This window comes from Providencia sp. PROV208 (assembly GCF_028479465.1).
Taxonomy (GTDB): domain Bacteria; phylum Pseudomonadota; class Gammaproteobacteria; order Enterobacterales; family Enterobacteriaceae; genus Providencia; species Providencia alcalifaciens.
This window is the reverse complement of sequence record NZ_JAMPNS010000016.1, coordinates 55089-68715: the sequence shown is the minus strand read 5'-3', so window position 1 is coordinate 68715 and position 13627 is coordinate 55089. Positions and strand designations below refer to the sequence as shown.

The window sequence follows — 13627 nt, the reverse complement described above, 5'->3', positions numbered from 1 at the left end:
TCCTTGGGACTATAACAAAGATTGTTACAAATTTGTGAGGTCTAAAGAATATTCATTTAAAAATTTAAGGCTAAAGCGTTATTTACGTGGGATCACGTAATGTTTTTACTCAGAGGACAACAAAGTTGTTCACATTAACTGTGGATAACATCCCTATTCAGATGTGAATAAGTATAATTAGTTAATGAATAACAAAGGATTACGTGACTGGATTAAAAATATTCAATATTTTGGGCAAAAAAAAACCTTTTTATGTGAGATAAAAAGGTCAAGGGCATTTTGCTAGAGGGGGTTTATGTTCATTTGTTATCGAGTATATACAGTACAATGTGTTTTACTGACAGGTTATGTAAATTCGTTAAAAGATTATTGTTAGATGATAATCCTATTTATTGGAAATATAATTGGAATATTCTTTACAAACTCTTTTTTATTTTAAAAACTGCTTTACGGTTTATTGTGTATTCTAATTTTCATGTTAAATAGAATATTAGGATAGCCAATGAGACGGTTACTATCACCATTAGTCACTTCATCGATGCTGCTTGTTTTGGCTATTGCTGCAGTATTGATTCTGTTTCCTCAAACATGGAAACAATCTATTTTCCCATCGATTTCTCAATTATTACCTGACTCTGTTAGCGCTTTTATGGTTCAAAATGGATTGGCTAATAATGCATGCGAAAGTTTAGAAAATAATTTAAGGAGTTTTGCAGATTATTTGCAAGCAAATGCAGATGTTGTTGAAGTGAAAGGAATGAACGGATTAGAAGATCAAATTGCAAATATTCAAGCTAGATTAAATAATTTACCTAGTGATGTGCGCAATTCAGTATGCCAACAAGAATATGCCAATCTTGAAGGATTAAAAAGTGTATTCTCTTTAGGGTACCGTTCATAAAAGAGCAGGTATTTACCCGAACAACGTTATTGATAGTTACCGCTAATTTTTAGCATTTTATCCATGATATGCTTGTTATATGAATATCAATCTAGGATATGTGATGCGCATTTTTAAACTCCCATTTGTTAACTGGTTAGTACTGAACGGATTTGCTGCTTATTATCTACACCTCAAAGAAGGCTTTTATTGGAGCTTTTCTGGATGGATGGGAATTATTGGTATTCTAGTTGCTCTCGAGGCTTTCGGGTGGATTGGCGCGAGTTTATATTATTTTCTTCAGCAAAAAACATCGCCTAATCCGCTGGCACCAGCTTCTTCATTAATTACTCGCGGTCCTTATCGATTGTCACGTAATCCGCTATACCTTGCTTTTACTTCAATGAGCTTAAGCTTGGCGTTATTTTCACATTCACCTTATTTTTTGGTTTCAGGTTTGGTCTTTTGGCTAATAACGGATTTGTACACCATTCCAGAAGAAGAGAAATTTTTGTCGGCTCACTTTAAAGATGAGTGGCAGTCTTATGCTCAGCAAACTCGTCGCTGGCTGTGATAGTTCTTTGGTGTAATATATTGAGATTTAATTATTTATAAGTATTTTTACCTTTTGATTTTGGTTTTTTTGGTGATCTGGTTCATGATATTTAACTTTAGTTGATTATTTTGACATATTTCAAGGCGTTTATTCCACGGTGTATATAAACTGGTATAACCCATAAACTTGTGAGGTTATTGCCGTGAATAAAAAAGTGTTATTAGGCGCTATTGTCTCTTCGATATTATTGTATTCCGCATCTGCAGCAGCATGCCCTTACTGCAATGGAAATTATGATCATCGATATCAAAATAATTACAGCCAGAATAATTATCGTCAGAATAACGAGCTTACTAAGCTAGTGAAGGATTTTGATGATAAGCGTGTTGAATTGAACAAGCTGTATGATGCTGGTGCTAGTGATGATGATGCCAAAGTGAAAGCACTGGTAAAAGAACTTGATGACCTATCACTAAAAATCAGAAATGAAGAAGACAAACAATACAACCGACCTTACCGTAATGGAGGGTGGGGGGGACGTGGTAATCACCGCGGTTGTTGGTAATCCTTCATTTGTTTAAGGCTATCGCCCTTGATGAACGGATAGCCTTTTTGTTGTCTTTCTACCGAATATTGAAATTTGCGACCCACATTATGCGCCGTTGTTCAACTACGTCGATTTCATCGAGCTTATTCACGTATTTCTGTTCTCAATACGCTTAAACCGTACATTATCGAACGCTTCATCATGTGATGTTTGGTCACCCAAATTCGCAGTGATTTTAGTGATATAATAATCAACAACTGGCTATCGCCATAAAATATGTCTGTGTTATGATTACGAGTTGAGTTGCTAGCGATGTGCATAATTGTGTCATCAATTATATCCATAATGGCTTATATGATGTGTACATAACGGTGTGCCTATCTCGCATAGTGAAGTGAGAAATCGTAAGTAACGTATTGATTTATAAACTTTGGAATAATCAAGCAAGTGATCTTTCGTGTGGGTCACCACTGCTGATAAGGATTTTTTAATGCCTGTTATTACTCTTCCTGATGGAAGTCAGCGTCAATTCGACCATGCCGTTTCTGTCATGGATGTGGCTCACGATATCGGTGCAGGTCTTGCAAAAGCGTGTATTGCTGGTCGTGTTAATGGTGAGCTGGTGGATGCTTGTGAACTGATCGAGCACGATGCGAACTTGTCAATTATCACGAGTAAAGATGATGAAGGTCTAGAGATCATTCGTCACTCTTGTGCTCACTTATTAGGTCATGCAATTAAACAATTGTGGCCAAATACCAAAATGGCAATCGGTCCAGTTATCGACAACGGTTTCTATTATGATATTGACCTTGACTATACGCTGACCCAGGAAGATTTGGACAAGCTAGAAAAGCGTATGCTTGAGCTTGCCAAAACAGATTATGACGTGGTTAAAAAACGTGTTTCTTGGGCCGAAGCTCGTGAAACATTTGTAAGCCGTGGCGAAGATTATAAAGTTGAAATCTTGGATCAAAACATTAGCCAAGATGACCGCCCAGGCTTATATCACCACCAAGAATACATTGATATGTGTCGTGGTCCGCACGTACCTAATATGCGTTTCTGCCATCACTTTAAATTACAAAAAGTTGCAGGGGCATACTGGCGTGGAAACAGCGACAATAAAATGCTGCAACGTATTTACGGCACGGCATGGGCAGACAAAAAGCAGTTAGCTGCTTATCTGCTGCGCTTAGAAGAAGCGGCAAAACGTGACCACCGTAAAATTGGTAAGCAATTAGATTTATATCATATGCAGGAAGAAGCGCCGGGTATGGCGTTCTGGCACAATGATGGTTGGACAATTTTCCGTGAGCTGGAAACTTTTGTACGTACCAAACTAAAATCCTATAACTACCAAGAAGTTAAAGGTCCATTCATGATGGACCGCGTACTGTGGGAAAGAACAGGTCACTGGGAAAACTACAAAGATGCGATGTTCACAACGTCATCTGAAAACCGTGAATATTGTGTAAAACCAATGAACTGCCCAGGTCACGTACAGATCTTTAACCAAGGGTTAAAATCTTACCGTGATTTACCACTGCGTATGGCAGAGTTTGGTAGTTGCCATCGTAATGAACCATCTGGTGCGCTGCATGGTTTAATGCGTGTACGTGGCTTTACTCAAGATGATGCGCATATTTTCTGTACCGAAGATCAAATTCTGGGTGAAGTGACAAGCTGTATCGAAATGATTTATGACGTTTACAGCACTTTCGGTTTTGAAAAAATCGTTGTAAAACTGTCTACTCGTCCTGAAAAACGTATCGGTACTGACGATATGTGGGATACAGCAGAAGCGGATTTAGCGAATGCTCTGAAGTCTAAAGGTATTGAATTCGAATACCAACCAGGCGAAGGCGCATTCTATGGTCCAAAAATCGAATTTACACTGTATGACTGCCTTGACCGTGCATGGCAATGCGGTACCGTACAATTAGACTTCTTCTTACCAGGTCGTCTAAATGCTTCATATGTAGGCGAAAATAATGAACGCATTACGCCTGTTATGATCCACCGTGCCGTTCTAGGTTCATTAGAGCGCTTCATCGGTATTTTAACAGAAGAATATGCGGGCTTTTTCCCAACATGGTTAGCGCCACAACAAGTTGTGGTGATGAACATTACAGATAGTCAAGCAGACTATGTTCAAGAATTAGTAAGCAAACTGCAAAGTGTTGGCATTCGTGCGAAAGCGGACTTACGCAACGAGAAAATCGGCTTTAAGATCCGCGAACACACCCTGCGTCGTGTTCCTTACATGTTGGTTTGTGGTGAGAAAGAAGTTGAATCAGGTAAAGTGTCTGTTCGTACCCGTCGTGGTAAAGATTTAGGCAGCCTTGATGTTAACGAATTCACGACTAAACTACTGGAAGAAATTCGCAGTCGTCAGCTCAATCAGATGGAGGAATAAGGTATTAAAGGCGGAAAAAAACTCCCAACAGCACGTCCGAATCGTATTAACGAAGAGATCCGTGCAACTGAAATCCGTGTTACTGGCATTGACGGTGAACAACTCGGTGTGATGAGTGTGCGTGACGCACTCGCTAAAGCGGAAGAAGCTGGTGTTGATTTAGTTGAAATCAGCCCAAATGCAGAGCCACCAGTTTGTCGTATCATGGATTACGGCAAGTATCTTTATGAGAAGAGCAAGTCTCAAAAAGAGCAGAAAAAGAAACAAAAAGTCGTTCAAGTGAAGGAAATTAAATTCCGTCCGGGAACTGATGAAGGAGACTACCAAGTTAAATTGCGTAGCCTCATTCGTTTCTTAGAAGATGGTGATAAAGCGAAAATCACACTACGTTTTCGTGGTCGTGAAATGGCACACCAGCAAATCGGTATGGAAATGCTTAACCGCATTAAAGCTGATTTGGAAGAACTGGCTATTGTTGAATCATTCCCTTCACGTATTGAAGGTCGACAAATGATTATGGTCATGTCACCGAAGAAAAATAAATAAGTTGTCATGTAAGAACGCGAGTGGGGGATAGCCTCTCACTCGCGTTTTTTTATGAAGATATCCTCTCATTAACATGACTTACCGCGAAAAATTTGAATATCTGCTTGAGTAATCTCACAATAAGCAGTAAAATCCGCGGTCGAATCGCTTTGTAAAATCTCGCATTGTTCGAGTTAAAGCCCAAAAAGAATATCGCGTTTTGGTGAAAAGTTATTGAAAACATTACCGGAACGCTTGCTTTAGAGAATGTAGCAAATCTCTTTATCCAGTTGGAGGAATGAAGTATTAAAGGCGGAAAAAGAATCCCATCAACACGACCAAATCGTATTAATGATGAAATCCGTGTTCCTGAAGTCCGTTTAACCGGTTTAGACGGCGAACAGTTAGGCATTATGAGCGCACGTGAAGCGCTTGAAAAAGCTGAAGAAGCGGGCGTTGACCTCGTTGAAATTAGCCCAAATGCTGAACCGCCAGTTTGTCGTATCATGGATTACGGCAAATTCCTTTATGAGAAGAGCAAATCTCAAAAAGAACAGAAAAAGAAACAAAAAGTTGTTCAGGTGAAGGAAATTAAATTCCGCCCTGGTACAGATGAAGGTGATTATCAGGTCAAACTACGCAACCTGATACGCTTTCTAGAAGATGGTGACAAGGCTAAAGTAACGCTACGTTTTCGTGGTCGTGAAATGGCCCACCAACAAATCGGTATGGAAGTGCTTAACCGCATTAAGTCTGATTTGGAAGAGCTGGCGTCAGTGGAGTCATTCCCTTCAAAAATTGAAGGACGTCAGATGATTATGGTGCTGGCACCGAAGAAGAAATAATTAGGCCATCAAGTAATAATCTTACAGTAATGTGAATATTATTCGCCTAATTAATTCGTAGTTAATCACAATGCGAAGTTGGAAATAACAGAAATGCCAAAGATTAAAACTGTACGTGGCGCAGCAAAGCGCTTTAAAAAAACTGCAGGCGGTGGCTTTAAGCGCAAGCATGCAAACCTTCGTCACATTCTGACTAAAAAGTCTACTAAGCGTAAACGCCATTTACGTCCGAAAGGTATGGTATCTAAGGGCGATCTGGGTCTGGTAGTTGCTTGCCTGCCTTACGCATAAGTAAACATTTTAGTTAATTAAGAATAAAGACGATAGGAGATAGCTATGGCTCGCGCAAAACGTGGTGTAATCGCCCGTGCACGTCACAAAAAAATCATGAAGCAGGCGAAAGGTTACTATGGTGCACGTTCTCGTGTTTACCGCGTAGCATTTCAAGCGGTAATCAAAGCTGGTCAATACGCTTACCGTGACCGCCGTCAACGTAAACGTCAGTTCCGTCAACTGTGGATCGCGCGTATTAACGCTGCGGCTCGTCAGAACGGTCTGTCTTACAGCCGTTTCATCAATGGCTTGAAAAAAGCTTCAATTGAAATCGACCGTAAGATCTTAGCAGACATCGCAGTTTTCGATAAAGCAGCATTCACTGCTTTAGTTGAAAAAGCAAAAGGCGCTTTAGCTTAATGTTTGCTTGAAAAGAGGAAGGAAACTTCCTCTTTTCATTTATATTGTTTGTATTAAAAATTAGCTTGTGTTAATACTTTAAGTCTGTTTTTATTGAGACTCTTTTAATGAACAACGTTATTTTTCGTTTCTTTTTTTACTTTAGCACCTGAATCTCGGGGGCTTTTGCGTATAGCGAGTAGAATAGAAACGAAAAGTTACGCTAAAGCCTCCGTCAGGAGGCTTTTTTGTTTTTGGTTTAACAGAAAATACAGTAAAATCAGTCAAGTATTCATATCTCATTAAATATGATTTGTGAAATTTAGTGAATAACTAGCAAAAGACCGAGTGGTCATAAAGGGGAAACAATGCCACATCTCGCTGAATTGGTTGCACAGGCAAAAGCAGCCATTGAACAGGCACAAGATGTTGCGACGTTAGAGTCAGTGCGTGTTGAATTTTTAGGCAAAAGCGGCCACTTCACACTCCAGATGAAAACGTTGCGTGATCTGCCTGCGGACGAACGCCCAGCAGCAGGGGCTGTGATTAATGAAGCTAAGGTCCAAGTTCAAGATGCACTGAACGCCCGTAAAGATGCAATGCAAGCGGATATTCTGAATGCACGCTTGTCATCAGAAAAAATTGACGTTTCATTACCAGGGCGCCGTATGGAAAATGGCGGGTTACACCCAGTAACTCGTACCATTCAGCGAATTGAAGAGTTTTTTGGTGAGTTAGGTTTCTCTGTTGAGACCGGACCCGAAATCGAAGATGACTATCATAACTTTGATGCACTAAACATTCCTGCTCATCACCCTGCGCGTGCAGACCACGATACTTTTTGGTTTGATGCAAAACGTCTATTACGTACTCAAACGTCAGGCGTGCAAATTCGTACCATGAATGGTCAGCAACCACCAATCCGTATTATTGCACCTGGTCGTGTTTATCGTAATGACTACGACCAGACTCATACCCCAATGTTCCATCAAACTGAAGGTCTGATTGTTGATAAAGACATTAGCTTTACCAATTTAAAAGGCACACTTCATGACTTCCTGAACAACTTCTTTGAAGAAGAGGTTCAAGTGCGTTTCCGTCCATCTTATTTCCCATTTACAGAGCCTTCAGCTGAAGTTGACGTGATGGGTAAAAATGGTAAATGGTTGGAAGTATTAGGTTGCGGTATGGTGCATCCAAATGTATTACGCAATGTTGGTATTGACCCTGAAGTCTACTCCGGATTTGCATTTGGTATGGGAATGGAGCGTTTAACCATGTTGCGTTATGGCGTTTCTGACCTTCGTGCATTTTTCGAAAACGATCTTCGTTTCCTCAAACAGTTTAAATAAGGCGGGTCTATCTCATGAAATTCAGTGAACTATGGTTACGCGAATGGGTGAACCCGGCGGTAAGTAGTGAAGAATTATCAGACCAAATCACGATGGCTGGTCTGGAAGTTGATGGTGTTGAAACTGTCGCAGGGCAATTTCACGGTGTAGTTGTAGGGGAAGTTGTTGAATGCGGACAGCATCCTAATGCCGACAAACTTCGTGTCACCAAAGTCAACGTAGGTGGCGATCGTTTATTAGATATCGTTTGTGGTGCACCAAATTGCCGTCAAGGCTTACGTGTTGCTGTTGCAACGGTCGGTGCGATATTGCCAGGCGATTTCAAAATTAAAGCAGCCAAATTACGTGGCGAGCCATCTGAAGGAATGCTGTGCTCTTATTCTGAGCTGGGTATTTCTGATGATCACAGCGGTATTATTGAATTGCCACAAGATGCTGCTATTGGTACTGATATTCGTGAGTATCTAAAATTAGATGATCATGCAATTGAAATCAGTATTACTCCAAACCGTGCTGACTGTTTAAGTATTTTAGGTGTGGCACGTGATGTTGCGGTGATCAACAAATTAGATTTAGTTGAACCTGCGATCACTCCGGTTGCTAGCACCATTAAAGAGACTTTCCCTATCCGTGTTGAAGCGCCTGCGGCATGCCCACGTTTCTTAGGTCGTGTTATCAAGAATATCGATGTTAGCGCGCCGACACCAATGTGGATGAAAGAAAAGTTACGTCGTGGCGGTGTTCGTTCTATTGATGCAGTTGTGGATATTACAAACTATGTTCTGCTGGAATTAGGTCAACCACAACATGCTTACGACTTAGACCGTTTAAACGGTTCTATCATTGTCCGTATGGCAAAAGATGAAGAGAAGCTGGTTCTGCTAGATGGAACTGAAGCTACTTTGAAATCGGATACTCTGGTGATTGCCGATGAGTCTCAAGCTCTGGGTATCGCGGGGATTTTTGGTGGTGAGCATTCTGGTGTTAACGCCGAAACTAAAAATATTTTATTAGAGTGCGCATTCTTCGAACCACTGGCGATTACCGGTCGTGCACGTAATTATGGTTTGCACACCGACGCATCCCATCGTTTTGAACGCGGTGTTGACTCACAGTTGCAATTTAAAGCAATGGAGCGTGCAACTGCGTTGATCGTGGAAATTTGTGGCGGTGAAGTTGGTGAAATCATTGATGTTTCTAGTGAAGCACATTTACCAAAAGCGGCAAATATTAAACTGACTCGTAAAAAATTAGATCGTTTAATTGGTCACGTGATTGCGGATGATATCGTCACTGATATTTTGAAGCGTTTAGGTTGCCAAGTACAAGTTTCAGACGATTGTTGGGACGTTGTTGCTCCAAGCTGGCGCTTCGATATGCAAATCGAAGAAGATTTAGTGGAAGAAGTCGCTCGCGTATATGGGTATAACAATATTCCTGACGTTCCTTTGCGTGCTGATTTGATCATGACGGATCATAAAGAAGCGGATTTACCGCTGAAACGCATTAAAGCGATGCTGGTTGACCGTGGTTATCAAGAAGCGATTACGTATAGCTTTGTTGATCCTAAAGTTCAAAGCTTGTTACACCCTCAAGAAGAGGTGCTGAGCCTGCCAAATCCAATTTCAGCCGACATGTCTGCTATGCGTTTGTCGTTGTTGACTGGTTTATTAGGAACGGTGGTCTATAATCAAAATCGTCAACAAAATAGAATTCGTTTATTTGAGACTGGTCTGCGCTTTACACCTGATAATCAAGCAGAATATGGGATCCGTCAGGAAAACATGCTGGCGGGTGTGATCACGGGCAATAAATTTGATGAACATTGGTCATTAGATAAACAAGTTGTTGACTTCTTTGATTTAAAAGGTGATCTTGAAGCTGTTTTTGAATTGACTGGAAAACTAAATCAAATTACATTTAAATCTGAAGCTCATCCAGCATTACATCCTGGGCAAAGTGCTGGGATTTATCTGGAAAATGAACATATTGGTTTTATTGGTGTTGTTCACCCAGAGTTAGAACGTAAACTCGATTTAAATGGTAGAACAGTCGTGTTTGAAGTTCGTACTGATGCAATCGCACAGCGTGTTATTCCAGAAGCGAAAGCGATTTCGCGTTATCCGTCGAACCGTCGTGACATTGCTGTGGTTGTGCCAGAAAATGTAGCAGCTGCCGAAGTTTTAGCAGAATGTAAAAAAGTTGGCATAAATCATATAGTTGGCATAAACTTATTTGATGTGTATTGTGGTGAGGGGATAGCAGAAGGTTATAAGAGCCTCGCTATCAGTCTCGTCTTCCAAGATACCCAGCGTACCATGGAAGAAGAAGAGATTACCGCGACCGTTGATCTGTGTGTTGCTGCGTTAAAACAGCGATTCCAAGCCTCCTTGAGGGACTAAACTTATGGCGCTTACTAAAGCTGAAATGTCAGAAAATTTGTTTGAAAAGCTAGGTGTTAGCAAACGTGATGCGAAAGACCTTGTTGAAACTTTCTTTGAAGAGGTTCGCCTTTCCTTAGAAAATGGTGAGCAAGTTAAATTATCTGGATTCGGTAACTTTGATTTACGTGATAAAAATCAACGTCCCGGTCGTAACCCTAAAACTGGGGAAGATATTCCAATTACTGCTCGCCGTGTTGTCACCTTCCGCCCTGGCCAAAAATTAAAAAGCCGTGTGGAAAGAGCAACCCCAAAAGAGTAATCCTATTCTCTGAATAGCAGAGTAATAAAAAAGACCGCCTAGGCGGTCTTTTGTTTTTAAGTAAAAAACATTTTTTTAAAGACGATGAAATGTACTTTTTTCTTGATGGATTAACGCAGCAAGATAATTTTCTGCTAGCTGAGTTGCCGCAGCTTCTTTTTCGAGCTCAGCAAGAGCGTTTTGGCTATTATGTTGCGAGGCGTTGCTTGTGTTAATTAAGTGTGGCGCGAACATCATAGCTAAATTTCTGATGGACATTTTATGGGGTGCTTCATCATTGGAAATAAGAGCGCAAAAGCGAGTAATAAGTTGTAATGTTAATGGCGGTGGTGCCAAGCGGCTCAACACACGGTGGATCCTGTTATCACTGTTTTTTAAAATCAAAGGGGTCTTATTTTTTAATTGCTCGTTACTTTTAATTTGTTGAGTTACATCCTCTTTGTTTTTTACTGCATCAGCACACGCTTGTAAATCACCAAATGAAATATCTGATTTGAAGTCAATGTTGTTATTTTTTCTAAGCGATTCTCCAGCTATTTTTTTAAACGTACTGGTTAATGTTGTTAAAGGATAGTGCTCTAGTTGTGTCAGATGCTCATGGCCATTCTTTGGGTCATTTACCTTATTAAAGAGTTTATTGATGTCAGTTTCGGTACCTGAAGTACGAAAGATTCCTTGACTCGTTGCATATTCCTGATGTTTAAGAATCGCACAACCTAACAGGTTAATTGTACGGTTTTTCTCTCTATCTATGTCAGAAAGACGCTCATCATTATTAATGAGCTCAACATTCCTTTGTTGCAATTTAGTGGTTTCGTTTTTTCGTGTTTTTTCTGCTAGCTGGGCTTTATGTTGCGCGACTTTATGTAGTGCAGCAGCTTTTGCAGCATCGGCTCGAGGATTTCCAGTTAAGCTCGCTTTAGATATAGTTTCATCTTGATGTGGTAAGCTTTTTGTGGAAGTTTCATGTGTAAAGGAAACTGTGCGTGACAATGCATCCTTGTTTGGAAGGCTAATCATAACCAAGGGTTCATCTGAAACGGTTTTTTTATGGTTGGCTTGTTTGTTTTGGCTACTAAAAAATAAAGAAAAAAAGCTAGCAAATAATTGAGTTACTTTCTTTATTGATGTTTTAAAATGACTGCTAGCCTTATCCCCAGTTTGGTCCACCTCTTTTGTGTTATATGTAGAAAGTTGCGATTTGGAAGAATGGTTAACTGTAGTTTGTGCCATGTGTAACCCCTTATAGTGGTTAAGAGTAAAAAATTGGCAGTAGTTTAAATTTTTTTTTATGTTCTCTCTTATATAAAACGCGCTTGTTTTTTAACAAGAAATAATTATTGTAAACGTCATGACTATTTCCTTGAAAAAATTAAAAAAACAGCAATGTCAATCTGATATGGGGTTGATTTTTTTGTTGTTACTGAGTCTTTTTATCATTGTTATACTATCGCTCAGTGCAGGAGAAGTTTGGTATTGGCCGAGTCAATGGATGGATGATTCTGCACAATTATTTGTCTGGCAAATTCGATTGCCGAGATTGTTTGCCGTGGTGATTATTGGTGCTGCATTAGCGGTTACTGGTGCGATCATGCAGGCGTTATTCGAAAATCCTCTTGCAGAGCCGGGCTTACTCGGGGTCAGTAATGGCGCTGGCGTCGCTGTGGTTTTTACCGTCTTGATTTCATCAGGGGTGGTTAATTATTGGGTTCTGAGCTTCAGTGCAATAGCGGGGGCATTGATTCTTACTGGTATTCTTTTGTACTTTGCTCGCCGTAAAAATATCAATAATACTAGCCTACTATTGGTTGGTGTTGCTCTTGGCGTGATCAGTGGTGCCTGTATGACGTGGATGGTTTATATGAGCAGCAATTTAGATTTACGCCAATTGTTGTATTGGATGATGGGAAGCTTTAGCGGCGTGGATTGGCGTCAAATAGGGTTAATTATTGCTTGTCTTCCTTTCTTATTTTGGGCAATGCGACAGGGTAAAATTTTAAATTATTTATTACTGGGTGATATTCAATCTTACCAATTGGGTGTTTCTACTCATCGATGGCGGTTAATATTAATTATCATTACCGGAATACTAATTGGGCTTAGTGTCGCAGTGGCGGGTGCCATTAGTTTTATTGGGTTGGTTATCCCGCATATATTAAGGCTAAGCGGTATAACGGATAACCGCTTTTTATTACCCGCTTGTGCAGTTGCTGGTGCGCTATGTTTATTAATTGCAGATTTGTTGTCTCGGTTATTGATAGACAATGCGGAAATTCCGATAGGGGTGATTACGGCAACTTTAGGTGCACCGGTTTTTATCTATTTATTAGTCAAAAATCACGCTTGGCGGCAATGATATGAATAAAACATGGGTGATTGAAACTCAAAATTTAAAGGTGGAACATCGGTTATCTGGGATTAGCCAATGTGTTTCTGCTGGCGAGCAAATACACCTCTTAGGTGCGAATGGTGCAGGAAAAAGCACATTGTTAGCCGCTCTGAGTGGTTGCATCACCTATACAGGAACGATTCTTCTCAATAACCTGAATTTAGAAAATTATACTGTTCAAGCGCTTTCAACGTATCGAGCTTATTTAACACAGCAAGCAAGCACTTTACCAAGCCTAAAAGTATTTCAATACTTAACCTTGTTTATTGGACAGAAATTAATTCCACCGGTTATTTTTAGTGAAATATGTTCTGATTTCCAACTTACGTCATTATTGTCTAAGCCAATTAATCAATTATCTGGTGGAGAATGGCAGCGAATTCGGATTGTTGCTGTATTTTTGCAGGTTTGGGATCAGGATTGTTTGAGCGGAAAAATAATCTTATTTGATGAACCAATAAACAATTTAGATATTATTCAGCAAGGAATGCTAGATAAATGGGTGAAATGTTTTTGTCATTGCGCAGGAACAGTTATAATGAGTGGACATAATCTTAGTCATTCATATAAAAATGCAAGTCGAATTTGGATGATTAAGAAAGGTGCAATTATCTATGCAGGTGAGCCTGACGATGTAATGACAGAAAGTCATTTGTCAGAAGTATTTATGGCTGATATAAAACTCAGCCAAAGCTCATCGGAGAAAGTATGGCAAATTATTAATCATACTAATTAGCTA

15 protein-coding genes and 1 other annotated feature are annotated in these 13627 nt (G+C 40.0%); of the genes, 14 read left to right on the top strand and 1 reads right to left on the bottom strand.

The features are described from left to right. Window positions 1–502: 502 nt before the first annotated feature. The 12 genes from PR766_RS12935 (at window position 503) to ihfA (ending at window position 10499) form a co-directional block, all read left to right on the top strand. Window positions 503–901: a hypothetical protein gene (locus PR766_RS12935; RefSeq protein ID WP_036960669.1), complete on the top strand. Its 399-nt coding sequence runs from the start codon at window positions 503–505 to the stop codon at window positions 899–901. Between the two features lie 103 nt (window positions 902–1004). Further along, entirely contained in the window at window positions 1005–1454 is a 450-nt protein-coding gene (locus PR766_RS12930; protein ID WP_006661973.1) for a methyltransferase family protein, read from the top strand. A gap of 184 nt (window positions 1455–1638) precedes the next feature. After that, window positions 1639–2001, top strand: a complete 363-nt coding sequence (locus PR766_RS12925) for a hypothetical protein (protein WP_006659447.1) — start codon at window positions 1639–1641, stop codon at window positions 1999–2001. 472 nt (window positions 2002–2473) lie between these two features. Further along, the gene (thrS, locus tag PR766_RS12920) at window positions 2474–4402 is read left to right on the top strand and encodes a threonine--tRNA ligase (RefSeq protein WP_154636476.1); all 1929 of its coding nucleotides are present in this window, start codon (window positions 2474–2476) and stop codon (window positions 4400–4402) included. Window positions 4403–4405: 3 nt separating this feature from the next. Continuing rightward, window positions 4406–4948, top strand: a complete 543-nt coding sequence (gene infC, locus PR766_RS12915; RefSeq protein WP_071524940.1) for a translation initiation factor IF-3 — start codon at window positions 4406–4408, stop codon at window positions 4946–4948. A 284-nt stretch (window positions 4949–5232) separates the two neighbouring features. Continuing rightward, window positions 5233–5772, top strand: a complete 540-nt coding sequence (infC, locus tag PR766_RS12910; RefSeq protein WP_071524939.1) for a translation initiation factor IF-3 — start codon at window positions 5233–5235, stop codon at window positions 5770–5772. Window positions 5773–5865: 93 nt separating this feature from the next. After that, complete coding sequence (gene rpmI / locus PR766_RS12905; protein WP_004263702.1) at window positions 5866–6063, top strand: 50S ribosomal protein L35; 198 nt, start codon at window positions 5866–5868, stop codon at window positions 6061–6063. Between the two features lie 45 nt (window positions 6064–6108). Continuing rightward, complete coding sequence (rplT, locus tag PR766_RS12900) at window positions 6109–6465, top strand: 50S ribosomal protein L20 (RefSeq protein WP_006659451.1); 357 nt, start codon at window positions 6109–6111, stop codon at window positions 6463–6465. A 101-nt stretch (window positions 6466–6566) separates the two neighbouring features. Beyond that, window positions 6567–6697: a sequence feature (Phe leader region), on the top strand. Then, window positions 6573–6617: a pheST operon leader peptide PheM gene (pheM, locus tag PR766_RS12895; protein ID WP_126437459.1), complete on the top strand. Its 45-nt coding sequence runs from the start codon at window positions 6573–6575 to the stop codon at window positions 6615–6617. (Overlaps the previous feature by 45 nt.) Before the next feature lie 115 nt (window positions 6698–6812). After that, window positions 6813–7796, top strand: a complete 984-nt coding sequence (gene pheS, locus PR766_RS12890; RefSeq protein ID WP_006659452.1) for a phenylalanine--tRNA ligase subunit alpha — start codon at window positions 6813–6815, stop codon at window positions 7794–7796. Between the two features lie 14 nt (window positions 7797–7810). Next, window positions 7811–10198, top strand: coding sequence for a phenylalanine--tRNA ligase subunit beta (gene pheT, locus PR766_RS12885; protein ID WP_154636477.1), 2388 nt, complete (start codon window positions 7811–7813; stop codon window positions 10196–10198). 4 nt (window positions 10199–10202) lie between these two features. Then, window positions 10203–10499 carry an integration host factor subunit alpha gene (gene ihfA / locus PR766_RS12880; RefSeq protein WP_006659454.1) on the top strand — a complete coding sequence of 99 codons (297 nt, stop codon included), beginning with the start codon at window positions 10203–10205 and terminating at the stop codon, window positions 10497–10499. Between the two features lie 75 nt (window positions 10500–10574). Here ihfA and PR766_RS12875 read toward each other — a convergent pair whose 3' ends face one another. Continuing rightward, window positions 10575–11732, bottom strand: a complete 1158-nt coding sequence (locus PR766_RS12875) for a RhoGAP domain-containing protein (RefSeq protein WP_154636478.1) — start codon at window positions 11730–11732, stop codon at window positions 10575–10577. A 118-nt stretch (window positions 11733–11850) separates the two neighbouring features. Between PR766_RS12875 and btuC the strand changes: the two genes are divergently transcribed. Both btuC and PR766_RS12865 read left to right on the top strand, forming a co-directional pair. Continuing rightward, the gene (btuC, locus tag PR766_RS12870) at window positions 11851–12855 is read left to right on the top strand and encodes a vitamin B12 ABC transporter permease BtuC (RefSeq protein ID WP_154631212.1); all 1005 of its coding nucleotides are present in this window, start codon (window positions 11851–11853) and stop codon (window positions 12853–12855) included. A gap of 1 nt (window position 12856) precedes the next feature. Continuing rightward, window positions 12857–13624, top strand: coding sequence for a vitamin B12 ABC transporter ATP-binding protein BtuD (locus PR766_RS12865; RefSeq protein ID WP_006659457.1), 768 nt, complete (start codon window positions 12857–12859; stop codon window positions 13622–13624). The last annotated feature ends 3 nt before the right edge of the window (window positions 13625–13627 follow it).